The organism is Nevskiales bacterium, assembly GCA_035574475.1.
Lineage (GTDB): Bacteria > Pseudomonadota > Gammaproteobacteria > Nevskiales > DATLYR01 > DATLYR01.
In genome coordinates this window covers 1-24096 of the sequence record DATLYR010000229.1, presented here as the reverse complement: position 1 = coordinate 24096, position 24096 = coordinate 1, and the positions used below count along the sequence as shown (strand labels likewise).

19 protein-coding genes are annotated in these 24096 nt (G+C 66.5%); 11 read left to right on the top strand and 8 right to left on the bottom strand.

What is annotated here, in order from left to right; all coding sequences use genetic code 11:
• Positions 1–46: 46 nt before the first annotated feature.
• Positions 47–955, bottom strand: coding sequence for a 50S ribosomal protein L3 N(5)-glutamine methyltransferase (gene prmB / locus VNJ47_13665; protein HXG29882.1), 909 nt, complete (start codon positions 953–955; stop codon positions 47–49).
• A 54-nt stretch (positions 956–1009) separates the two neighbouring features.
• On the opposite strand from prmB, the gene VNJ47_13660 reads away from it, so the two are divergent.
• Genes VNJ47_13660 through asd form a run of 3 tightly spaced genes read left to right on the top strand, consistent with a single transcriptional unit; the run spans position 1010 to position 3013 of the window.
• Positions 1010–1642 (top strand): SCO family protein, encoded by a 633-nt coding sequence (locus VNJ47_13660; GenBank protein ID HXG29881.1) that lies wholly within the window; start codon positions 1010–1012, stop codon positions 1640–1642.
• An 8-nt stretch (positions 1643–1650) separates the two neighbouring features.
• The gene (locus VNJ47_13655) at positions 1651–2106 is read left to right on the top strand and encodes a copper chaperone PCu(A)C (protein ID HXG29880.1); all 456 of its coding nucleotides are present in this window, start codon (positions 1651–1653) and stop codon (positions 2104–2106) included.
• 10 nt (positions 2107–2116) lie between these two features.
• The gene (gene asd / locus VNJ47_13650; protein HXG29879.1) at positions 2117–3013 is read left to right on the top strand and encodes an archaetidylserine decarboxylase; all 897 of its coding nucleotides are present in this window, start codon (positions 2117–2119) and stop codon (positions 3011–3013) included.
• Between the two features lie 43 nt (positions 3014–3056).
• Here asd and epmA read toward each other — a convergent pair whose 3' ends face one another.
• Together epmA and efp are read right to left on the bottom strand one after the other, a co-directional pair.
• The gene (gene epmA / locus VNJ47_13645) at positions 3057–4025 is read right to left on the bottom strand and encodes an EF-P lysine aminoacylase EpmA (GenBank protein HXG29878.1); all 969 of its coding nucleotides are present in this window, start codon (positions 4023–4025) and stop codon (positions 3057–3059) included.
• 110 nt (positions 4026–4135) lie between these two features.
• Entirely contained in the window at positions 4136–4705 is a 570-nt protein-coding gene (gene efp / locus VNJ47_13640) for an elongation factor P (GenBank protein ID HXG29877.1), read from the bottom strand.
• 91 nt (positions 4706–4796) lie between these two features.
• On the opposite strand from efp, the gene epmB reads away from it, so the two are divergent.
• Both epmB and VNJ47_13630 read left to right on the top strand, forming a co-directional pair.
• Complete coding sequence (gene epmB / locus VNJ47_13635; GenBank protein HXG29876.1) at positions 4797–5801, top strand: EF-P beta-lysylation protein EpmB; 1005 nt, start codon at positions 4797–4799, stop codon at positions 5799–5801.
• Positions 5802–5863: 62 nt separating this feature from the next.
• Positions 5864–7918: an EAL domain-containing protein gene (locus VNJ47_13630; GenBank protein HXG29875.1), complete on the top strand. Its 2055-nt coding sequence runs from the start codon at positions 5864–5866 to the stop codon at positions 7916–7918.
• Positions 7919–7983: 65 nt separating this feature from the next.
• Here the strand turns inward: VNJ47_13630 and htpX are convergent, their stop codons facing one another.
• The 3 genes from htpX to parE all read right to left on the bottom strand — a co-directional run bounded on the left by htpX (position 7984) and on the right by parE (position 13076).
• Positions 7984–8874: a protease HtpX gene (gene htpX / locus VNJ47_13625; GenBank protein ID HXG29874.1), complete on the bottom strand. Its 891-nt coding sequence runs from the start codon at positions 8872–8874 to the stop codon at positions 7984–7986.
• An 87-nt stretch (positions 8875–8961) separates the two neighbouring features.
• Positions 8962–11187: a DNA topoisomerase IV subunit A gene (gene parC, locus VNJ47_13620; GenBank protein HXG29873.1), complete on the bottom strand. Its 2226-nt coding sequence runs from the start codon at positions 11185–11187 to the stop codon at positions 8962–8964.
• Between the two features lie 2 nt (positions 11188–11189).
• On the bottom strand, positions 11190–13076 hold the full coding sequence (parE, locus tag VNJ47_13615; GenBank protein ID HXG29872.1) for a DNA topoisomerase IV subunit B: 1887 nt from the start codon (positions 13074–13076) through the stop codon (positions 11190–11192).
• Between the two features lie 165 nt (positions 13077–13241).
• Between parE and xseB the strand changes: the two genes are divergently transcribed.
• The 3 genes from xseB to dxs all read left to right on the top strand — a co-directional run bounded on the left by xseB (position 13242) and on the right by dxs (position 16400).
• Complete coding sequence (gene xseB, locus VNJ47_13610; GenBank protein ID HXG29871.1) at positions 13242–13490, top strand: exodeoxyribonuclease VII small subunit; 249 nt, start codon at positions 13242–13244, stop codon at positions 13488–13490.
• 13 nt (positions 13491–13503) lie between these two features.
• Complete coding sequence (locus VNJ47_13605) at positions 13504–14394, top strand: farnesyl diphosphate synthase (GenBank protein HXG29870.1); 891 nt, start codon at positions 13504–13506, stop codon at positions 14392–14394.
• An 89-nt stretch (positions 14395–14483) separates the two neighbouring features.
• The gene (gene dxs / locus VNJ47_13600) at positions 14484–16400 is read left to right on the top strand and encodes a 1-deoxy-D-xylulose-5-phosphate synthase (GenBank protein ID HXG29869.1); all 1917 of its coding nucleotides are present in this window, start codon (positions 14484–14486) and stop codon (positions 16398–16400) included.
• Positions 16401–16472: 72 nt separating this feature from the next.
• Here the strand turns inward: dxs and VNJ47_13595 are convergent, their stop codons facing one another.
• Entirely contained in the window at positions 16473–17306 is an 834-nt protein-coding gene (locus VNJ47_13595) for a DNA/RNA non-specific endonuclease (GenBank protein ID HXG29868.1), read from the bottom strand.
• Positions 17307–17398: 92 nt separating this feature from the next.
• Between VNJ47_13595 and VNJ47_13590 the strand changes: the two genes are divergently transcribed.
• On the top strand, positions 17399–19777 hold the full coding sequence (locus VNJ47_13590; GenBank protein ID HXG29867.1) for a mechanosensitive ion channel domain-containing protein: 2379 nt from the start codon (positions 17399–17401) through the stop codon (positions 19775–19777).
• Between the two features lie 3 nt (positions 19778–19780).
• Here the strand turns inward: VNJ47_13590 and cysG are convergent, their stop codons facing one another.
• The gene (gene cysG / locus VNJ47_13585; GenBank protein ID HXG29866.1) at positions 19781–21184 is read right to left on the bottom strand and encodes a siroheme synthase CysG; all 1404 of its coding nucleotides are present in this window, start codon (positions 21182–21184) and stop codon (positions 19781–19783) included.
• A 128-nt stretch (positions 21185–21312) separates the two neighbouring features.
• Between cysG and cysB the strand changes: the two genes are divergently transcribed.
• Together cysB and VNJ47_13575 are read left to right on the top strand one after the other, a co-directional pair.
• Positions 21313–22293: an HTH-type transcriptional regulator CysB gene (gene cysB, locus VNJ47_13580; protein HXG29865.1), complete on the top strand. Its 981-nt coding sequence runs from the start codon at positions 21313–21315 to the stop codon at positions 22291–22293.
• A 180-nt stretch (positions 22294–22473) separates the two neighbouring features.
• Positions 22474–24096: nitrite/sulfite reductase (locus tag VNJ47_13575; protein HXG29864.1), on the top strand; the 1623-nt coding region annotated here is incomplete at its 3' end.

Here is a 24096-nt window from a genome sequence, read left to right as displayed (position 1 = left end):
TACAGGTAATAACGTTCTGTTTTCCTGTTAATCCTGAGAATCCTCTCTAGCCTGTCCATTGCTTCAAGTCCTGGGCGCCGATTATAAACACCCCACCCTCGCTGCGCTCGAAATCCACCCAGGTGAGCGGCAGGTCCGGCCAGCGCTCGTAGGCCGGGCCCTCGCTGTTGCCGACTTCGACCACCAGCAGGCCGTTGTCGGTGAGGCGTTCAAGTGCGCCTTCGAGGATGCGCCGGACGATCGCCAGCCCCTCCTCCGGCGCTTCAAGCGCGATGCGCGGCTCGTGGCGGTACTCCGGCGGCAGCGTCGCCATCTCGTCCGCGCCCACATAAGGCGGATTGCTGATGATCAGGTCGTACTGCGCCGGCGGCAGGCCGTCGTAGACGTCGGCCCGGTACAGCTGCACGCGATCGGTCAGGCCATGCCGTCGCACATTGGCCGCCGCCACTGCCAGCGCGTCTTCGGAGATGTCCGTGGCATCCACCCGTGCATGCGGGAAGGCCAGTGCAGACAGGATCGCCAGGCAGCCGCTGCCGGTGCACAGATCCAGCATGCGCGCCGGCTCCTGCTCGGTCAGCCAGGGATGGAAGCCCGCCTCGATCAGCTCGAGGATGGAGGAGCGCGGGATCAGCACCCGCTCGTCCACCTCGAAGCTCAGGCCACCGTAGTGGGCGATGCCAGTGAGATACGGCGCCGGCTTGCGCTCGCGGATGCGGCGCTCGATGAGCTCGATGGCCTGGCGGCGCGCGCCCTCCGGCAGCTCGGCCGCCAGCGCGGCGTCGCTGGCGTCGTAGCCGAGGCCAGCCGCATGCAGCACCAGCTGGATGGCTTCGTCCTCGGCATTGTCGGTACCGTGGCCGTAGTGCAGGCCGGCACGTGCCAGTTCCCTCGCGCCCCAGGTGATGAGGTCGCGCGCGCTGCGCAGTTCACGGGCCAGCCGGGCGGTGTCGGGCATGAGCCGATTGTACAGGTCTCGGGGGCGCTGCCCCCTGTGCGATAATCCGCCGCCATGAACAAGGTGTTGCTCGTCATCGGCTTTGCCGCGGCCTCGCTCATCCTCGGCGTGCTGCTGTGGTCCTGGCAGCAATCGCGGCTGGCAAGCAGCCGCCTGCCCGACGCGCAGGCCGCCACCGTGCTGCCGCAGCCGCGCAGCCTGCCCGCATTCACCCTGACCGACCACCAGGGGCGGGCCTTCGGGCCCGAACAGCTGCGCGGACACTGGAGCCTGCTGTTCTTCGGCTTCACCCGCTGCCCCGACATCTGCCCCAACACGCTGGGCCTGCTGCAGGCGGTCAGCGCTGCGCTGCGCCAGGAAGACCATCCGGCCGCCGACGGGCTGCAGGTGGTGTTCGTTTCGGTGGACCCGCGGCACGACAGCCCTGCGGCGCTGAAAAGCTACGTCGAATACTTCGACCCGGCCTTCCTCGGCGTCACCGGCCCGGAGCCCGAGCTGCGAAAACTCACCGGCAGTCTGTACATGCCCTACACCTATGTGCCGGTCGGCCAGGCTGGCGATTACACGGTCGAACACAGCGGGGCGCTGGTGCTGCTGAATCCGCAGGCCCAGGCCGTGGCCTATTTCTCACCACCGCTGCGCGCCGCATCGATCGTGGATGACCTGCGCCGCCTGCTACGGAGCTAGCCATACGGATGGTCAACGAGATTGCCTGCCTGCTGTTCGGAATGAATTGCGCCGCCGTGGTGCCGGAATGCGCCGGACTGCGCGTGGAGGACCCCTGGGTTCGGGAGGCGCCGCCGGGTGCCGAGGTGCAGGCTGCCTACATGACCCTGGTCAATGACGGCGGCCGCGAACTGATCCTGACCGGCGTCGCCGCGCCGGCATTCGCCCGCGCCGAGTTCCATCGCATGTGGTTCGAGGGCGACCGCATGCGCATGGAACCGCTGCCCACGCTGGCCGTGCCGGCGCACGGCCGCGTGGCCCTGGAGCCCGGCGGCGACCATGTCATGCTGTACAAACCCGACCAGCGCCTGCGGCCGGGAGACACGGTGCACCTCCGGCTGCAGTGCGGCGAGGGCAAGACCTTCGTCGAAGCCCCGGTGCGCCGCGCCGGCGTCGCCGAATCCGAATCCCATCACAGCCACTGAATCCGTCACCATGCAGACCCCCGCCCAAGACGGCGCCAGTCCCGGCGACCGGTTGTTCGTCGCCCTGCAGCGCTGCCTGCCCACGCATCTGCTGTCGCGCGTGGTGCACTGGTTCATGCGCCTGGAAATCGGCTGGTTGAAAAACCTGGTGATCCGCCGCTTCATGGCGGGGTTCGGCATCAGTCTCGACGAGGCTGAGATCAGGGACCCGACGCAGTTCCGCAGCTTCAACGACTTCTTCACCCGCGCCCTGCAACCCGGCGCGCGTCCGCTGCCGGCGGATCCCGGCGTGCCGATTTCACCGGTGGACGGTCGCGTTTACCAGCTGGGGCGGGTCGAATACGGTCGCATCTTCCAGGCCAAGGGCCAGTCCTTCGACGCCACGACGCTGCTCGGCGGCGACGTGCAGCGCGCCGCGCCCTTTCTCAACGGCAGCTTCGCGACCATTTATCTTGCGCCCTACAACTATCACCGCATCCACGCCCCGCTGGACTGCCGCCTGCGTGAAATGGTCTATGTGCCGGGCCGGCTGTTCAGCGTGAATCCGGCCACCACCCGCGCGTTGCCGGGCCTGTTCGCACGCAACGAGCGCGTGGCCTGCCTGTTCGATACGGCTGCCGGTCCGATGGCCCTGGTGATGGTCGGCGCGCTGTTCGTCGGCTCGATCGAAACCGTCTGGGCCGGCGAGATCACACCGCCGCCGCGCAAGGCCGTCGATGTCACGGTGTATCCCGACACCGGCCGCCATGCGGTCACACTGGCCCGCGGTGCAGAACTCGGCCGCTTCAACATGGGTTCGACCGTGATTCTGCTGTTCGGGCCGCGCGCGGTGGAATGGGCCCGCGAACTGGGCACGGATACGCCCGTGCGCATGGGCCAGGCGATCGGGCGCGTCCTGGGCCGCTAGCGCCTGTTACGGCGGCTACGGCTGGCGCCCGCCCCGGCCCAAATCAGGCGCGGTCGAAGGAAAAGGCCAGGGTTTCGGCCACCGTCGGCAAGCCCAGGCTGAGCATCAGCAGGCGATCCAGCCCGAGCGCCACGCCGGCGCAGTCCGGCAGGCCCGCCTCGAGCGCAGCCAGCAGTTTTTGGTCGAGCGGCGGCGTCGGCTGGCCGCGCGCCAGGCGCCGGCTCCGGTCGGCCTCGAAGCGTCGGCGCTGCACTGCGGGGTCGCCCAGTTCGTGAAAGCCGTTCGCCAGCTCGATGCCCTGCCAGTACAGCTCGAAGCGCTCGGCCACCGGCGGGCCGCCGTCCCGGATGCGCGCCAGCGCGGCCTGGCTGGCCGGATAGTCATATATAAAGCAGGGTCGCTCCCGACCCAGCCTCGGCCCCACCACCTCGCCCATCAGCAGGTCGAGCCAGAAATCGGTGTCCGCGGCCTGCGCCGCCGACAGGCCTGCCGGCTCCCGCACGCCGAGGTCGGCCAGGCCCCGGCGCAGGCTCGCCGCGCCGGTGGCGAAGGGATCGATGCCGCTTTCCCGGCGCACGGCGTCGCGATAGCAGATGCGCTCGGCCGCGGCCGGGGGCGCCGGCAGCGTCGCGGCGAGCAGGGCCTCGATGTCGTCCATCAGCCGATGAGGGTCGAAACCCGGCCGATACCATTCCAGCAGCGTGAACTCGGGATTGTGCAGCCGACCCCGCTCGCCGTCGCGGAACACGTGGCAGATCTGGTAGATCGGCCCGCTGCCTGCGGCCAGCAGCCGCTTCATCGGGAATTCCGGGGAGGTGTGCAGCCATCGCCGCCCGTAAGCGGCGGAATCCGCGGCCCAGCTGTCGATGTTCGGATCCACCGTACCCGCCACCGACAGCATGGGCGTATCCACCTCGAGCACGCCCTGCTGCGCAAAGTAAGCGCGGATCCGCGCCACCAGGGCGGCGCGCGCCTGCAGCGTTTCGAGCGTCGCTGACGGCCGCCAGCTCATGAATCGAAAAGATTCGTGGACAGGATAGCAGGGCAAACAGGATCAGCGGGCGCGGCTTCTTCCTGAAACAGAAAGACTTTTATCCCGTAAATCCTGCCCAATCTTTGCTTTTACTTGGACACGCGCGAGAGATACTCGCCGCTGCGGGTGTCCACCTTGATGACCTCACCCTGCTGCACGAACAGCGGCACGCGCACCACGGCGCCGGTCTCGAGCTTGGCCGGCTTGCCGCCGCCGCCGGAGGTGTCGCCCCGTACGCCGGGATCGGTTTCGACGATCTTGAGTTCGACGAAATTCGGCGGCGTGACCTGCAACGGCACGCCGTTCCACAGCGTGATCGTGCACATGTCCTGCTCCTTGAGCCAGATGTCGGCATCGCCGACCGCCGTCTTGTCGGCCTGCAGCTGCTCGAAACTCTGCGGGTCCATGAAGTGCCAGAACTGGCCATCGGCGTAGAGATACTGCATCTCCACGTCCATCACGTCGGCGCCCTCCACCGAGTCGCCGGACTTGAAGGTACGCTCGATTACGCGGCCGGTCTTGAGGTTGCGCACCTTGACGCGGTTGAAGGCCTGGCCCTTGCCCGGCTTGACGAATTCGTTTTCGACGATGGTGTAGGGATCGCCGTCGAGGATGATCTTGAGGCCCGCGCGGAACTGGTTGGTGCTGTAGGTCGTCATGGTGGTAATCCGGCCGATGGCAAGTGGCAATGGGCTACAATTCCGGCAGCCTTGCGCGCACACTGGCACGCAGGACCCGAAAAGGCGCGTAATGATACCCCAGACCCTTTCGCCGCTGCAGCCTGCCGCCTGGCAGGCGGTGCTGCGCGACGCCATTAGCGACCCCGCCGAGCTGCTGCAGCTGCTTGAACTGGACGAGGAACTCGACCGGGTGACCGCGACCAGTGGCTTCCCGCTGCGGGTGCCGCGGGGATTCGTCGCCCGCATGCGCAAGCGCGACCGCAACGATCCACTGCTGCAACAGGTGCTGCCGCTGCGCCGCGAACTCGACGAGGCGCCCGGCTATGCCACGGACGCCGTCGGCGACCTGGCCGCCATCCGCACTGGCGGCGTCGTGCACAAATACCGGGGACGCGCGCTGTTGATCGCCACCGGCGCCTGCGCCGTGCACTGTCGTTACTGCTTCCGGCGTCACTTTCCGTACGAGCAAATCAATGCCTCACGCCACGGCTGGCGCGCGGCGCTGGATACGCTCGCCTCGGATCCCAGTCTGGAGGAGGTCATCCTGTCCGGCGGCGACCCCCTGTCGCTGTCCGACCGGCGGCTGGCCGATCTCGCGCAAGCGCTGGACGGGATACCCCATCTGCGCCGACTGCGGGTACATACGCGCCTGCCGGTGGTCGTACCGGAACGGGTCGACGAGGCGCTGCTGGCCTGGCTGGCGCGCGGCCGTCTCCAGCGCGTGCTGGTCGTGCACGTCAACCATGCGCAGGAAATCGACGCTGCCGTCGCCGGCGCCTTCCGGCGCCTGGCGGATAGCGGCATTACCCTGCTCAACCAGTCGGTTTTATTGCGCGGTATCAATGATGACGCGCGGATACTTGCGGAACTGAGTGAACGGCTTTTCGACTGCCGGGTAATGCCCTACTATCTGCACCTGCTCGACCGGGTGCGCGGCGCCGCGCACTTCGACGTGGCTGAAGACCGCGCGGTCGGGATCATGCGCGCGCTGGCAGCGCGCCTGCCCGGCTATCTGGTACCCCGCCTGGTGCAGGAACAGGCAGGCGAACCGAACAAGCTGCCGGTCGCGTGGTAAGGTGCAGGGAGACCATGGCCGGCAGGTACGATTGAGCCAGGAGGCCCGAATTGGCGGCAAGCATGCAGATACGCCTGGTGGTCGTCACCGGCTCGCCCAACGATGCAGAGCGGGTTGGCAGCCATTTGCGAAATGCGGGCCATGGCGTGCATGCCGACTGGGTCTGCGAACTTGACCAGCTCGATCCGCTGCTGTCACAGGCGGATCTGGTTCTGTGCGCCAGTGAAAACCTGCCCAAGGCCCGGCTCAAGGACGTGATCGAACGCTGCCGTGCGCAGCGGCGGCACGTCCTGGTGGTGGCGATGAACGACGTCATCGACGTCGGCCGCACCACACAGGCACTGTGCGCCGGCGCCCGCGACCTCGTCTCGCTGCAGCAGATGGAGCACCTGCAGGCCGTAGTGTTGCGCGAGGCGGAGCACGTCCAGCTGCTGCGCAAGCTGCAGGAGATCAACAACCGGCTGCAACAGGCCGAGACCCGCCACGAAAGCCTGCTCCAGGACAGCCCCGAGGCACTGGCCTACGTGCAGGAAGGCATCCATATCCGGGTCAACCCCGCGTACGCCAAATTGTTCGGGTTCTCCGACATCAAGTCGGTCGAAGGCCTGCCGCTGATGGACCTGATCCACCTCGAGGACCGGCCGAAACTCAAGCAACACCTGCGTCAGGTGGCCCGCGGACAACCCGACAAGGCGCCGCTGCTGTTCCGCGGCCTCAACATCGACGGCAGCCACTTCCCCCTGAGCCTGCGCTTCACGCCAACCCAGATCGACGATGAGAACTGCATCGAGGTGCTGGCATTCGTCGAGCAGCCCGCTGCCAAGCCGGCGGCAGCACCGGTCGCCGCCGCACCCGTAGCCACCGCTTTTTCCGGCAGCACTGGCCGGCAGGCGCTCTACGGCGCGCTGGACGAGGCCCTCAAGACCGCAGGCCAGCAGACCGGCGTGCCGGCTTTGCTGTTCGTGCGGGTCGATAACATGGAGCGGCTGGAACAGCGCCTGGGCTTCGACTATGCCGACAAGGTCTTCAACGAACTGGCCGTGTTCATGTTGCAGTCCTGCGGCCCCGGCGACCAGGGCTTCCGATTCTCGGCCGGTGAATTCGTGGTGCTGAGTCGCGGGCGGAAAGACCTGGAGGAGGTGGAACAGGCTGCCAAAGCCCTGCAGGCTGCCGTCGGCAAGCAGGTGTTCGGCGACAAGACGCAGCCTGCCTCACTGACCGTCAGCGTCGCCGCACTGCCGCTGGCCTGGCATTCCGATACGCAGCAGACTCTGCGCGACGCACGCCAGCAGATCATCAGCCTGCAGAGCCGCCAGGGCAGCGGGGTCTATGTTGAAACCGAGCCCATGCTGGCCGGCACGCAACAGCAGGAAAAGCTCTGGCTGGCTCGCATCAAGGCCGCACTGGAGCAGAACCGCTTCCGCCTCGTCTACAAGACCATCGTCAATCTGGAAGGCGAATCCAGTCACTACTTCGATGCCCTCGTGCGCATGCTCGACGACAAGGGCGAGGAAGTTCATGCCACGGAGTTCGTGCCGATCGCCGAGCGCCACGGCCTGATGCTACAGATCGACCAGTGGGTCGTGACCCAGGCGCTGCTGACCATGGGCTCGCGTCAGCGCTCCGACCAGGAATATGGCCTGTTCGTCCGGCTGTCCGACAGCACCATCACCAGCACCGACAAATTCCTGCCCTGGCTGCTTAAGGCACTCAAGGGCTACCCGGTGCGGCCGGACGGTTTGTTCCTGACCTTGAGCGAAACCGGCCTGCTGGATCACATGGCCCAGGCCAAACAGCTGTTCGGCGATCTGAAGAAGCTCAGGATCCGGACCGCGATCAGTCGTTTCGGTGCCTCCCCCCAGGCGTCGCAGCTGATAGAACAGCTGCCGGTGGACTTCGTACGGCTGGATGCGGCCGCGATCAAGGCGCTGGTCAACCCCAAGGCCAGCGAGCGGGTCAGCGAGACGCTCAAGCAGGCGCGCCACAAGGGCGTGCGCATCGTCGCCAAACAGGTCACCGATGCCCAGACCATGGCCATGCTCTGGACCCTGGGCGTACATTTCATCGAGGGCGAGTTCACGCCCGAGCCCAGCGCCCAGGCGCAACAAACGGCCTGACGACCGCAATAAAGCCGGCGCGCGTACCACGCGCGCCGGCCCCTGTACTGCCTGTGGGACCGCGGTTATGCGCGGGCGTAGGTGCCGCTGCGCAGGGCCTCGATACGCTGATCCAGGGGCGGATGAGTCATGAACAGGGCGCGCAGGCCGCCACTCATGCCGCCATTGATGCCGAAGGCCTGCATCTGCTGCGGCAGCTGCGAGGGCATATGCACTGCCTTCAGCCGCTCGAGCGCGCTGATCATCTTGTTGGCGCCCGCCAGCCGCGCGCCACCCGCGTCGGCGCGGAACTCACGCTGGCGCGAGAACCAGGCGACGATCATGCTGGCCAGGATACCGAACACGATCTCCAGCACCAGCACGGTCAGCATGTAGCCGACGCCGACCCCGCGCTCGTTCTTGAACACGGCACGGTCGATGATGTAGCCGATCACGCGCGCCATGAAGATCACGAAGGTGTTGACCACACCCTGAATGAGGGTCAGCGTCACCATGTCGCCGTTGGCGACGTGACTGATCTCGTGGCCCAACACGGCCTCGACCTCGTCCTGGCTCATGTTCTCCAGCAGGCCGGTGCTGACCGCCACCAGCGCGTTGTTGCGCGACATGCCGGTGGCGAAGGCGTTGGGATCGGGGGACTGGAAGATGCCGACCTCGGGCATGCCGATGCCTGCCTGGCGGGCCTGCCGCTGCACCGTCTGCAGCAGCCAGGCCTCGGCGGAATTGCGCGGCTGCTCGATCACCTGCACGCGCATGGTCCACTTGGCCATGGGCTTGGAGATCGCCAGCGAGATGAAGGCGCCGCCGAAGCCGAACACTGCAGCAAAACCCAGCAAGGCCTGGTAGTTGAGACCCTGTGCCGTCAGCCACTGGTTCACGCCCAGCAGCGAGGCCACCAGGCTGAGTACCACGATGACCGCCAGATTGGTGGCCAAGAACAGAAACACACGCTTCATGGAGTCCTCTCCTTACGGGTTATTTCCAACCGCTGGCCCTTAGATGCGGGCGACCGGACGGAGTTTCAAGCCCGCCGATGCACCAGTCTAGCCTGACTCCGGCTCGGCGTGATGCACGCGCCGGTAACCCTGTGGCAGCACGTGGCCACGCTGGGCGCGCGCGCCGTGATAAAGCGCCAGGTCCGCCCACTTGACCGTCATGTGACGCTGCCCGCTGTACAGCTTCAGGGCCATGCCTTCCGGCAGCACGCACCAGGCGCAGAGGGTCTCGTCGCCGCGCAGCTGCATGATCTTGTTACCCTTGCCGCGCGCCAGCTCCGGCAGTTCCGCCACCGGGAAGATCAGCATGCGCCCCGCGCTGCTGACCGCGACCACATGCGGGTTGCCGGCGCCGGCCGGCAACGGCACCGGCGGCAACACGCCGCTGCCTTTCGGCACGTTCAATAGGCTCTTGCCGGCCTTCTTGTTCGACAGCATTTCCTCCACCCGGCACACGAAGCCGTAGCCGGCGCGGCTGGCCACCAGGCAACGTTCCTCGCCACCGCCGCTCACGATCACGCCCGCGAAGCTCGCGCCGGGCGGCGGTGCCAGCCGGCCGGTGAGCGGCTCGCCCTGCCCGCGCGCCGAGGGCAACGTATGCGCCGGCAGCGTATAGCTGCGGCCGGTGCTGTCCAGGAAGATCGCCTGCTGGTTGCTGCGCCCCTTCGCCGCCTGCAGGAACTCGTCGCCGGCCTTGTACGACAGGCCGGCGGGATCGATGTCGTGGCCCTTGGCGGCGCGGACCCAGCCCATTTTCGACAGCACCACGGTCACCGGCTCGGTCGGGATCAGCGCGGTTTCGTCCATGGCCTCGGCGGCCTCCCGCTCGACGATGGGCGAACGGCGCTTGTCACCGTATTTCTCCGCATCCGCGCGGATCTCCTCGCCGATCAGCTTCTTCAGCTTCGCGCTGGAACCGAGGGTTTTCTCCAGGAAGTCCTTTTCCTGCGACAGCTCGCCCTGCTCGCCGCGGATCTTCATCTCTTCGAGCCTGGCCAGGTGGCGCAGCTTGAGTTCCAGGATGGCCTCGGCCTGGGCATCGCTGAGCTTGAAGCGCTTCATCAGCACGGGTTTGGGTTCGTCCTCGCGGCGGATGATGCGGATCACCTCGTCGATGTTGAGGTAGGCGATCAGCAGGCCTTCCAGGATGTGCAAGCGCGCCTGCACTTTGTCCAGGCGCCACTGCAGGCGCTTCTTCACCGTGGCCTTGCGGAACTCGAGCCACTCCAGGAGCAGCGCCTTGAGTCCCTTGACCTGCGGCCGCCCGTTGAGCCCGATCAGGTTCAGGTTGACGCGGTAGGTCCGCTCCAGGTCGGTGGTGGCGAACAGGTGCTTCATCAGCTCGTCCACGTCCACACGGTTCGAGCGCGGCGTGATCACCAGGCGCGTCGGGTTCTCGTGGTCGGATTCGTCGCGCAGGTCCTCCACCATCGGCAGCTTCTTGGCCTGCATCTGCGCGGCGATCTGCTCCAACACCCTGGCGCCGGATACCTGATACGGCAGCGCGGTGATGACGATGTCGTCGTCTTCCTTCTCCCACTTCGCGCGCATGCGCAGCGAACCCGTCCCGTCCCTGTACATCTGCATGATCTCGGAACGCGGGGTGATGATCTCGGCGTCGGTCGGGAAGTCCGGCCCCTTCACGTGCTTCATCAGCTCGCGCAGGCTCGCGTCCGGGTTTTCCAGCAGCTCCACGCAGGCGCCCGCGACCTCGCGCAGGTTGTGTGGCGGGATGTCGGTGGCCATGCCCACGGCAATCCCGGTGGTGCCGTTGAGCAGCACGTTGGGCAAGCGCGCCGGCAGGACCTTGGGCTCCTCCAGCGTGCCGTCGAAGTTCGGCACCCAGTCTGCGGTGCCCTGGTCCAGCTCGCTCAGCAGTACCTGGGCGTAGGTCGTCAGCCGTGCCTCGGTATAGCGCATGGCGGCGAAGGACTTGGGGTCGTCCTGTGAGCCCCAGTTGCCCTGCCCGTCTATCAGCGGGTAGCGGTAGCTGAACGGCTGCGCCATCAGCACCATCGCCTCGTAGCAGGCCGAATCGCCGTGCGGATGATACTTGCCGAGCACGTCGCCCACGGTGCGCGCCGATTTCTTGTGCTTGGAGGCCGCGGACAGGCCCAGCTCGCTCATCGCATACACGATGCGGCGCTGTACCGGCTTGAGCCCGTCGCCGATATGCGGCAACGCACGGTCGAGGATGACGTACATCGAGTAATCGAGGTAGGCCTTCTCGGTGAATTTGCCGAGCGGCAGGCGTTCGATAGTGGTGTCCTGCATGTCTATACCTCGGCGAGGTCGCCCTTCGTTTCCAGCCACTCTTTACGGTCGGCGGCCCGCTTCTTCGCCAGCAGCATGTCCATCAATGTGTGCGTATCGTCGCCGGCTTCCAGCGTCAGCTGCACGAGCCGACGCGTGTCAGGGGCCATGGTGGTCTCACGGAGCTGCATCGGGTTCATCTCGCCCAGCCCTTTGAAGCGTGTCACCGTCACTCTGCCCTTCTTGCCCTCGGCGCTGATACGATCGAGTACGCCTTTTTTCTCGTCTTCGTCCAGCGCGTAGTACACGTCCTTGCCCACGTCGATGCGGAACAGCGGCGGCATCGCGACGAACACGTGGCCCTTCTGCACCAGTGCCGGAAAATGACGCACGAACAGGGCGCACAACAACGTGGCGATGTGGGCGCCGTCGGAATCGGCGTCGGCCAGGATGCAGATCTTGCCGTAGCGCAGGCCGTCCAGATTCTGACTGCCGGGCTCGATGCCGATGGCCACCGCGATATCGTGGATTTCCTGGGAGGCCAGCACTTCGTCGTGGGCCACCTCCCAGGCATTCAGGATCTTGCCGCGCAGCGGCAGGATCGCCTGGAATTCCCGGTCGCGCGCTTGCTTGGCCGACCCGCCGGCCGAGTCGCCTTCCACCAGAAACAGTTCCGTGCGTGACAGATCCTGCGAGGCACAGTCGGCCAGCTTGCCCGGCAGCGCCGGCCCGCTGGTTACTTTCTTGCGTACCACCTTCTTGTCGGCGCGCAACCGGCGCTGTGCGTTGCTGATGGCGAACTGGGCGATGGCGTCGCCGATCTGCGCGTTCTGGTTGAGCCACAGGCTGAAGGCGTCCTTCACGACGCCGGAGACGAAGGCGGCCGCCTCGCGTGAGCCGAGGCGCTCCTTGGTCTGGCCGGCGAACTGCGGGTCGTGCATCTTGAACGACAGCACATAGGCCAGCCGCTCCCAGACGTCTTCGGGTGCGAGCTTGATCCCGCGCGGCAGGAGGTTGCGAAACTCGCAGTACTCGCGCAAAGCATCGGTCAGGCCCGAGCGCAGGCCATTGACGTGCGTGCCGCCCTGCTCGGTCGGAATGAGATTGACGTAGCTTTCGGTGACCGGCTCACCGGTGTCCGTCAACCAGATCACGGCCCACTCGACCTGCTCACGCTCGCTTTGCATGCGTCCCACGAAGGGTTCGCGTGGCAGCAGATCCAAGCCCTGCAGAGACTCCATCAGGTAATCACGCAGGCCATCCTCGTAGTACCACTCGGCTCTCTCCCCGCTGGCCTCGTCCATGAACCGCACGCGCAGGCCCGGGCATAGCACGGCCTTGGCGCGCAGCACGTGCTTGAGCTTGGGGATGGAGAACCTGGGGCTGTCGAAATATTTCGGGTCCGGCCAGAAACGCAACGTGGTGCCGGTGTTGCGCTGGCCGACCTCGCCCACCACTTCGAGCTTCGACTTCGGCTCGCCGTGGGCAAAGGACATGTTGTATTCCTTGCCGCCGCGCTTGACCCAGACTTCGAGATGCCTGGACAGGGCATTGACTACCGACACGCCCACGCCATGCAAGCCGCCGGAGAACTGGTAGTTCTCATCCGAGAACTTGCCGCCGGCATGCAGCGTACACAGGATCACCTCGACACCGGGCTTCTTGAGCTGCGGGTGCAGGTCCACCGGCATGCCACGGCCATCGTCCTCGACGGTCATCGAGCCGTCCTTGTGCACCGTGACGGAAATGTGCTTCGCGTAGCCGGCGATGGCCTCGTCCACGCTGTTGTCGATCACCTCGTGTGCCAGGTGATTGGGACGCTGGGTGTCGGTGTACATGCCCGGGCGCTTGCGCACCGGGTCGAGACCGCTCAGGACTTCAATTGCGGCCGCGTCGTAGGTTTTAGCCATGGCATCCTGGAATGAGTCGCACTTCAATAATGGGGTGCGATCGCGGACACAATCGCAGTCCTGCACGAAGTGCACGAAGAGAGGCACGGTACTGGATGCGGGCCCGGATAATCAAGACCACGGGCCTGCGGTAAAATGCGCAACAACTCACATACCCCTCATCCCATGAGCGACAAAAAAAGCCGGGTCAGCGAGTTCGAGAAAGCCATGGCCGAGCTCGAGGCCCTGGTCGAGCGCCTGGAGTCCGGCGAACTGCCGCTCGAGGAATCGATGAAGCAGTTCGAGCGCGGCATCCAGCTGGCGCGCGCCTGCCAGCAGCAGCTCAAGCAGGCGGAGCTGCGCGTGCAGCAGCTGGTGCAGAAGAACGGCGACACCGCCCTCGAAGACTTCGACGGCGAGAACAACGGCCAGTAGGCGGGCCGCCACCGTGCCCTTCGCAGATCGTCTACCCGCGTATCTTGCGCGTGTCGAGCAGGCGCTCGACGCCTGGCTGCCGCCGGTCGGCTGCGAGCCCAGGCGCCTGCACCAGGCCATGCGCTATGCCGTGCTGGGGGGCGGCAAGCGCCTGCGTCCGACCCTGATCTACGCGACCGGGGAAACGCTCGATATCGAGCCCGCAAGGCTGGACGGTATCGCTGCAGCAGTCGAGATGATCCACGCCTACTCGCTGGTGCACGACGATCTGCCGGCCATGGACAACGACGATCTGCGCCGCGGCCGGCCGACCTGCCACAAGGCCTTCGGCGAAGCGGAGGCCATCCTGGCCGGCGATGCGCTGCAAGCCCTGGCCTTTCGTGTACTGGCCCACGACTCGTCGCTGCAGGTATCCGATACCCAGCGCGTCGCCATGATCCGGCAGCTTTCCGAAGCCTGCGGTTCGCTGGGCATGGCCGGCGGGCAGTCGATCGACCTGGCCGCGATCGGCCGGCGCCTGTCCGTGGCCGAAGTCGAGCGCATGCACCGACTCAAGACCGGCGCCCTGATCCAGGCCAGTGTCATGCTGGCGGTGCAGGCCGCTAACCGACTCGAGGCAGCCTGGCGCGACGGTCTCGATCACTACGGCCAGGCCATTGGCCTGGCCTTCCAGATCCAGGACGACATCCTCGACGAAGAGGCCGATACCGAAACCCTCGGCAAGACCCAGGGCAAAGACCGGCAGCAGCACAAACCCAGCTACCCGGCCGTGGCCGGCATGGCAGCGGCCAAGGCGCGCTGCCGCCAGCTGGCCGACGAGGCCATCGAGGCACTGGGGCCGCTAGGCGCGCGTGCCGATGCCTTACGCTGGCTGGCCGGTTACATCGTGCAGCGCGGCTCGTGAAGCGCTCTGCGCCAAACATGGCTTGCCGCTCACTGCCATGCGGCGGATAATTGAATACTTTTCCCGCGACCCCGAAGGCAGCGCCGCGCATGACCCTGTCACCCAGCTACGAACTGCTCGGCAACATCAACCAGCCGGGTGACCTGCGCCGCTTGCCTCAAGACAGACTCGAGCCGCTCGCCGCCGAGCTGCGTCGCTACCTGATCGAGACCCTGGCCCGCGTCGGCGGCCATTTCGCCGCCAACCTCGGCACCGTCGAGCTCACCTTGGCATTGCATTACGTGTTCGATACGCCCAACGACCGCCTGATCTGGGATGTCGGGCACCAAGCCTATCCGCACAAGATCCTGACCGGTCGCCGCGCGCAGCTGGAGACGATCCGTCGCAAGGGCGGGCTGGCGCCGTTCACATCGCGCCAGGAAAGCGCCTACGACGTCTTCGGTGCCGGGCACTCCAGCACTTCGCTATCGGCCGCCGCCGGCATTGCCCTGGCGGTGCGGCACAAGAAGGAGAGGCGTCGCGTAGTCGCCGTGATCGGCGACGGTGGCATGACTGCGGGCATGGCCTTCGAGGCACTCAACCACATCGGCCGTCTCGGGCTCGATGTGATCATCGTCTACAACGACAACGACATGTCGATCTCGGAAAACGTCGGCGCGCTGCGCGACCATGCAGCGCGGGTGCTGGCCGGCCGCGATTACCGGCGGCCCGACGCCACCGGCGCGGCCGTCGCCGAGCGGCCGGCGCAGTGGCGGCTGGAGCAGCGCCCGCTGGGTGAAACCCCTGCCCTCGGCGTCGCCGACGGCGCCTTCTTCGAGACCCTGGGCATCCGTTACTACGGGCCCTTCGACGGCCACGACCTGCCCACGCTGATCGAGGTGTTCGAAGCGCTCAAGGATCACCGTGGCCCCTGCCTGCTGCACGTGGCCACGATCAAGGGTAAGGGCTTCGAGCCCGCCGAGCGCGAGCCGATCAAGTACCACGGCGTCACCAGCTTCGACCCCGTGACCGGCGAGATGCCGAAGAAATCCGGCGGCTGCAAGAGCTACACGGAAATCTTCGGCGAATGGCTGTGCGAGGCGGCCGCGAAGGACCCGCTGGTGGTCGGCATCACGCCAGCCATGCGCGAGGGCTCCGGCCTGGTCGAGTTCGCGCGCCGCTTCCCGGACCGTTACTTCGATGTCGCCATTGCCGAGCAGCATGCCGTCACGCTCGGCGCCGGGCTCGCAGCCGAAGGTCTGAAGCCGGTCGTGGCGATTTATTCCACTTTCCTGCAGCGCGGTTACGACCAGTTGATCCACGACGTCGCTGTGCAGAATCTGCCGGTGTTGTTCGCGCTCGACCGCGGCGGACTGGTCGGTCCCGACGGCGCGACCCACCACGGCGCTTTCGACCTCAGCTTCTTGCGCTGCCTGCCGAACCTGGTGGTCATGGCGCCCTCGGACGAGAACGAGTGTCGCCGCATGCTGACCACCGGTCTGGCGCTCAAGCAGCCAAGCGCCGTGCGCTACCCGCGCGGCAGTGGCCTGGGGGTGGAGATCGAACCCAATCCGAAACCGCTGGCCCTGGGCAAGGCGCGCATCGTCCGTCAGGCCATCGGCCGCCGCCAGCCGCGCGTTGCCATCCTCGCCTTTGGCGCGCTGGTGAAACCGGCCCTGGATGCCGCCGAGATCCTGGACGCCAGCGTAGTGGACATGCGCTTCATCAAGCCGCTGGACGAGGCCATGATCCTGGACATGGCCAACGAGAACGACTTGATCGTCACGGTCGAGGACAACGTGGTGATGGGCGGCGCCGGCAGCGCCGTCAACGAGGTACTGCTGGCGCAGCACGACACCGTCGCCGTACTCAACCTGGGACTGCCGGACCAGTTCGTCGAGCATGGCGGCCGTGAAGAGCTGCTGGCCGATCTCGGCCTCGATGCCGCCGGCATCCAGCGCAGCATCCAGAAGCGCCTGCGCAGCCGTGACCTGGACCAGCGCGTCTCCTCGGCTCACCGGGCCTAGCCGCTTCGAAGAAGGCTTCCCAATGCCCGTGATGGCGCGGTGTGCCTCGCGCGGGATTTGATCCGAGGTTCCTCAGTACCGGGGCGGCAAGCAGCAGATCTCGTGCAGGCGCCAATGCGCGGTGTCGGGCGGCGCTGACTCCAACTGCGCCTCCAGGCCATCTTCCAGCGCCGGCAGAAAATCGAGCCCGGTGCGCGACTCGATGACGTCCACGGTCGTCAAGAAGCGATCCAGCGCCTCGTCTCCGCTGACATCCTGAGGCACCAGGAAGGCCAGCACACGCGGGTGTCCTGCGGCATCCTCGTCCACGTATATCCGGAAGAAGGCCTCGGGGATGGCAACGCCGGAGCGCAGGCGACGTAGCGGCTGACCGAACACCGGTCCGGTGATGACCCAGACACCCTCGAACCAGCGCGCGAAGCGGTCCGACTCCGCCTCCTCGAGCCGCTGCCAGAGTTTCTGGTTCAGTCCGGGCCGCTGCGGCGTGATGTTGCTCATCAGGAAGGTTTCGCGCTGGGCCTGCCAGCCGTAGAGCTGCGCGATCAGCCAGCTCGGCGCGAGGTGGCCGCGCTGATAACCGCTGCGCGCGTAATCCTGCGGTGCGACGCGTGCCAGCGTCCTGCGATCGACCTCGAAGGACTCGGGCCGCCGGTAAGGGCGCCGTCGCTGCAGCGGGCGCGCATGGTAGGCCACCCAGAGCGGGTTGCGACGCCATTCCGAATAGCCAACGGTGAAACCGCGGTTCTCCAGGACGCGCGTCCAGGTGTGCAGCGCAAAGCCCTGCGTGCGTGGCAGGCCGCCATACACGGCGGACGCAGCATTCTCCGGCCGTGTATCGGCGACGGTGACCGGCATGATGGTGGCGCACAGAAGCGCAAGGCCGCAGTGCAGGGAGGTTTTCGACATGGCAGTCCCGTGGTCAGGCGCGCAGAGCTTAACCAGCGCGCGGCGCGGATGCTATCCTGCGGCGCATCGTCACCGAGCCCCGGAGAATCTGCATGCGCCAACGCGCGCGCGCCATCATCGCCCGCCTGTGCCTGCTGTTCGCTCTGTGCGGCAGCGGGCTGCCGCAGGCTGACGCGCAGTCGGCGGAGGAGCTGCCGGTCTATGAGGAAAGCGTCAGCACCCTGCGCGCCCTGCTCAAGGCCAACGCCGGTCGCCACGACGGGCTGCAGTCGCTGGCCGAGGATTCCACACGGCTGACCGGAAGGCTGCAGAAATGCGTGCGCGACCTCGAGCAACGCGTGCTCGCGCTGGAAACCGAGCTGGACGGCCTCGGTGAGCCGGTGGCTGGCGAGAGCGGACTGGTCAGCGAGCAGCGTGCGAGCCTTCAACATCAGCAGGCGCAGGCCAAGTCGGAGCTCGCCGCCTGCCGCGTGCTGCTCGAAGAGGCATCGGCGATCGGGGAGGAAATCCAGGCGCGGCGACGCGAGTTCCTGCGTCAGAAACTGTTCGTGCCCGGCACCGACCTGCTGCGCGTAACCGCGACCAATCTGCAGGATCCCTCGGCCTGGCTGGATTACGCCGCGGGCCTGCTCGACCAGTACCGTGGCCTGCTGGCGCTGGGCGTCCGCAGCCTGCTGGCGCTCGCCGGTGTCATGCTGCTGGCCATGCTGCCGGGCTGGCTGCTGCGCGGCTGGCTCCTGCGGCGCGCCGGCCACCGCACGGACAACGACTTCACCAGCATCCTGCTGCAGTCCCTCACCGTGGCACTGGCCTACTACCTGCCGTGGCTGCTGGCCACGGCGGCCGGCTCGGTGTTCTTCCTGCTGGTGCCGGAGAAACCCGACGATTTCCGCTTCTGGGCCTACGTGACCTACAGCCTGACCGCGTTCCTCGCTTTCATGCTCGGCGTGCGCGTGCTGCTGCATCCGCTGCGCCAGCTGCCGTCGCCGCTGCTGCTGCCGCAAGAGCTGGCGCAGGCCATGGCACGCCGGCTACGTGTGCTCGGTCTGCTGTGTCTTGTCGGCGTGATTTACTACGCCAGCTTACAGGTTCTGCATCTGCCGGTGGCCGAGCGTCAGCTCGCGCGCGGGCTGCTGCTGACTCTGTTCGTATTCAATCTGCTGTGGTTCGTGTGGCTGCTGGGCCGCCTGCCGGACATGGAGAAAACCAGCCGGCGCGTGCGCGGCCTGCTGGCGCTGCTGCTGGTCACCAGCCTGGCGACGGAATGGCTGGGCTATCGCGGGCTGAGCACCTATCTGCTGCGTGGCATTGTCGGCAGTGCGCTGCTGACGGCCTTGGCCTGGATCCTGCACCGCATGCTGGCCGAGTTGGCGCTGGGACTGGACCGCGGCAAGTTCGGCTGGCAGCGCTGGCTGCGCGGCGCCGTGGGTCTGGCCGACGGGCAGAAGTTTCCCGGGCTCTCGACGCTGCGCATCCTGCTCGTGCTGGGGCTGTGGACCGGCTATGCGCTGCTGCTGATGAAGCTCTGGGGTGTGCCCGACAGCCTGTTCCAGCAGCTGTATCTCGCCTTCCATGGAGGTTTTCGCGTCGGCGGACTGTACATCACGCCCAGCCGCATCATCATCGCGCTGCTGCTCTTCGCGCTGCTGCTGCAGGTCTTCAGCCGCCTGAAGGAGGTGCTGGAGAAACGCTGGCTGCCGGCCAGCAACCTCGACCGCGGCGGACGCGAGGCCACGGCCACCGTATTCGGCTATGCCGGCTTTCTCGTCTCGGTGCTGATCGCCCTGTCGGCAGCCGGACTCGACCTGACCAAGCTGGCGATCATTGCCGGTGCGCTCTCGGTCGGCATCGGTTTCGGCCTGCAGAACATCGTCAACAACTTCGTGTCGGGTTTGATCCTGCTGTTCGAGCGTCCGATCGCCACCGGGGACTTCGTCAGTGTCGGCGACACCGAGGGCTACGTGCGGCGTATCAGCATCCGTTCCACCGAGATCGAGACCCTGGACCGCCGCAGCGTGATCGTGCCCAACTCGGATCTGATCTCCGGGCGCGTCATCAACTGGATGCGCAACGACAGCTACGGACGCGTCAAGGTCGAGGTGGGCGTCGCCTACGGCAGCGACCTGCGCCTGGTCGGCCGCATTCTGCGCGATATCGCCAGCTCGCATCCCGACGTGCTCAACAACAGCCAGACCCAGCCGTCGGTGTTCTGTACAGGCTTCGGCGACAGCGCCATCAATTTCGCGATCTACGCGGTGGTGAGCAACTTCACGCAGCGGCTACAGGTGGCCAACGACATGTACCTGGCCATCGAGGCGGCATTCGCGCGACACGGCATCGAGATCCCTTACCCGCAGCGCGTGCTGCACCAGGCCGCGGACGCCAGAAGCAAGGCCGCAGCGCGCGACGCGGCTGCGGCAGCAGCCCCGAAGTCACAGAGCGATCCCGTCCACCTGCCCGACCCGGAGTGAGACCTAACCCGCTGCACCCTCGAACCAGCGCAGCCGCGCGTGAAGCCGGACCACTTCGCCGACGATGATCAGGCTCGGCCCGCCGACGCCGGCCGCGCGCACCCGCTCGGGCAGATCGGCCAGCGTACCGATCACCACCCGCTGGCGCGGGGTGGTGCCTTCCTCCACCAGCGCCGCCGGATGGGTCGGGGGCAGGCCGTGCGTCTGCAGTTCGCGACAGATGATGTCGATCGCGTTCAGTCCCATGTAGAACACCACCGTCTGCCCGGGCTCGGCCAGGCAGCGCCAGTTCAGCTTCAGCTCGCCGCCCTGTTGCAGATGCCCAGTGACGAACTGGCAGGACTGCGCGTAGTCGCGATGCGTCAGCGGAATGCCCGCATACGATGCGCAGCCGGAGGCTGCGGTGATGCCCGGTACGACCTGGAACGGGATGCCGGCTGACGTCAGCTGCTCGATCTCCTCGCCGCCGCGACCGAAGATGAAGGGGTCGCCGCCCTTCAGCCGCAACACGCGCTTGCCTTCGCGGGCGAGGCGCACCAGCAGCTGGTTGATGTCTTCCTGCGGCAAGGTGTGCCGGCTGCGCTGCTTGCCGACGTCGATCATCTCGGCATCGCGTCGCACCAGCTCCAGCACCCGCGGCGAGATCAGGCGGTCGTACAGCACCACGTCCGCCTGCTGCATCAGGCGCAAGGCACGGAAAGTGAGCAGATCCGGATCCCCAGGTCCACCGCCGACCAGGTACACCTCGCCCTGCGGCGGCAGCGCGGCGCCGCGCGCGGCCTCGGCCAGCGCCGCCTCCAGCTCGCGTTCGGCCGCGGCCTCGTGCCCGGCCAGCACGTGCTCGGCGATGCCGCCGCCGAACACGCGCTCCCAGAAGCGCAGCCGCTGGCGCGGCTGCGGCAGCTGCTGCTTGACCCGCGCGCGGAAACGCTCGGCCAACAGCGCCAGCCGGCCGAAGGCCGCGGGAATGCTGGACTCCAGCCGCGCGCGCAACAGCCGCGACAGCACCGGCGCGGCGCCGCCGCTGGAGATCGCCACGATCACCGGCGAGCGATCGACGATCGACGGCGTCACGAAGCTGCACAGCGCCGGGTCGTCCACCACGTTGACCGGGACGTGGCGCGCGCGGCAGTCCTCCGACACCTGCCGGTTCAGGGCGCGGTCGTCGGTGGCGGCGATGACGAGCTGCCGGCCATCGAGCAGCGCGGGCTCGTAGGGCCCGGCCCAATGATGCACGGCGCCATCCTCGACCAGCGCTTGCACGCCAGGGCACAGCGCCGGAGCCACGACGGTGATGCGCGCGCCGGCGCGCTGCAGCAGGTGGATCTTGCGCAGCGCCACCTCGCCGCCCCCGATCACCAGACAGTCGCCGTCACGGATCTTGAGAAAAACCGGCAGGTAGTGCATAGCGCCCTTGAAGCAATATTCACACCGCAGCAGCGCAACGGCCCGTTGCGGAGCATAGCTCGATCGTTATGCGTAAACTTTAGACTTAAGTCTATACTTTAATAACGATTTCGCATAAAAGAGCAGCCATGAAACTGCGCCAGTTGCGATACATACAGGCCGTTGCCAGCCAGAACCTCAATATCACCGCCGCCGCCGAAGTGCTGCACACCTCGCAGCCCGGCATCAGTAAGCAGATCCGGCTGCTGGAAGAGGAGCTGGGCGTGCAGATCTTCAGCCGCAGCGGCAAACACCTGACCGAGATCACGCCGGCCGGCGCCCGCATTCTGGAGATCGCCGAGCGCATCCTGCGCGACATCGAGAACGTCCGTAACGTGGCCAGCGAGTTCAAGCAAGCCGACCGGGGATCGCTGTCGCTGGCCACCACCCACACCCAGGCGCGCTACGCCCTGCCCGCCACCATCAAGGCCTTCAAGCAGAAGTACCCGAACGTCACCCTGCACATCCACCAGGGCTCGCCGCCGCAGATCGCCCAGTGGGCGGCCAAGGGCGAAGCGGATTTCGCCATCGCCACCGAGGCGATGGAGCATTTCGAGGAGCTCATCATGCTCCCCTGCTACCACTGGAACCGCAGCGTGCTGGTCAAGCCCGGGCACCCGTTGACGCGCGCCGGCAAGCTGACGCTCGCGGCCATCGCCGAACACCCGATCGTGACTTACACCTTCGGTTTCACCGGTCGCTCGCAGTTGGATCAGGCCTTCAAGGCCCGCGGCTTGCATCCCAACGTGGTGCTGACGGCGGTGGATGCAGACGTCATCAAGACCTATGTGCGGCTCGGGTTGGGCGTCGGTATCGTGGCCAGCATGGCCTATGATCCAAAAGAGGACGCCGACCTGGTGGCGCTGGACGCCAGCCATCTGTTCAGCCACAGCACGACCCACATCGGCTTTCGGCGCGGCACGTTCCTGCGTGGCTACATGTATGACTTCATAGAGATTTTCGCGCCGCACCTGACCCGTGCCGTGGTCGACCGGGCGGCCCAGTCCCACACCCGCGAGGAACGCGATGCGATCCTTGCCGAGATCAGCGGCCGGCTGGCCAGGCGCTAGCCCCGGGCCGGGCGGCCATTGGTAGGCCTGAGGAGCGCATTCCGCTATAATTTCATATCCTTAGATAGATTAATTCCTTTTGCTTATAAGACTTTAGCGGTATCTTGCGCGCGGATGATCCGCACCGGTCTGCAGCAAGCTTGCACTGACGGCGCCCAAGGGCGGTAAACCAGGTCCACGATGTATCGCTACGACAGTTTCGACCAGACTCTGGTCAACGAGCGCGTTGCGCAGTTCCGCGACCAGACCCGGCGCTTCCTGGCCGGTGAGCTGGGCGAGGACGAGTTCCGCGCCCTGCGCCTGCGCAACGGGCTGTACGTGCAGCGCTTCGCGCCCATGCTGCGCGTGGCCATCCCCTATGGCCTGCTGTCCTCCAAGCAGCTGCGCATGCTGGCGCATATCGCACGCACCTATGACAAAGGCTACGGCCATTTCTCCACTCGCCAGAACATCCAGTACAACTGGCCGGAACTGGAACGCGTGCCGGACATCCTGGCGGAGCTCGCCAGTGTCGAGATGCACGCCATCCAGACCAGCGGCAACTGCATCCGCAACATCACCACGGACCCCCTCGCCGGCGTCGCCGCGGACGAGATCGAGGACCCGCGCCCCTACTGCGAGATCACGCGCCAGTGGTCCACCTTCCACCCGGAGTTCAACTGGCTGCCGCGCAAGTTCAAGATCGCCTTCAGCGCCTCCGCGCAGGAGCGCGCGGCGATGCAGACGCACGACATCGGCGTGCGCCTGGTGCGCAACGAAAAGGGCGCACTGGGTTTTTCGATCTATGTCGGCGGCGGGCTGGGCCGCACCCCCATCCTGTCGGTGCGCATCCGCGACTGGCTCGAGCGCGAGCACCTGCTGTCCTACCTCGAGGCCATCCTGCGCGTATACAACCGCCTCGGCCGGCGCGACAACATCCACAAGGCGCGCATCAAGATCCTGGTCAAGGCGCTGGGCGCGGAAAAGTTCACGCAGATGGTCGAGGCCGAGTGGGCCAGGATCAAGGGCGCGCCGGGCCTGACGCTGGTGGAGGACGACTTCAAGGCCATGCAGGCGCATTTCGTGCCGCCGGCCTACGATCCCGCCGCCGCCAACGACCGCAACTTCGCGCAGCGGCTGGCGGAAATCCCGGCCTTCGCCAGCTGGGCGAAACACAACCTGCGCGCGCACAAAGCGCCAGGCTACAAGGCCGTGTTCGTGTCGCTCAAGGCGCCGGGCATCCCGCCCGGCGACTGCACGCACGAGCAGATGGATGCGATCGCGGACCTCGCCGATCGCTACAGCTTCGGTGAGGTGCGTGTCACTCACAACCAGAACCTGGTGCTGGCCGACGTGAAACAGGCCGATCTGTATGGGCTGTGGGGCGAACTGCGACGCCTGAACCTGGCCACGCCCAACATCGGCACCCTGACCGACATGATCTGCTGCCCGGGCCTGGATTTCTGCTCGCTGGCCAATGCCGGCTCGATCGGCGTCGCTGCCGAAATCAACGAGCGCTTCGACAGCCTGGACTACGTCTATGATCTGGGCGAGATCGAAGTGAAGATGTCCGGCTGCATGAACGGCTGCGGCCACCACAGCGTGGGCCACATCGGCATCCTGGGCGTGGAAAAGATCCGCAAGGTCGTGATCGACGGCCAGAAGCACGAGATCAAGGAAGAGTGGTACCAGCTGATGCTGGGCGGCAGCTCGTCCAACGACGCCGCGCTCGGCGAGAAGATCGGGCCCTCGATCTCGCGCCAGGACGTGGTCGGCGCGATCGGGAAGATCCTGAACGTCTATCTACGCGAACGGCAGGCGGGG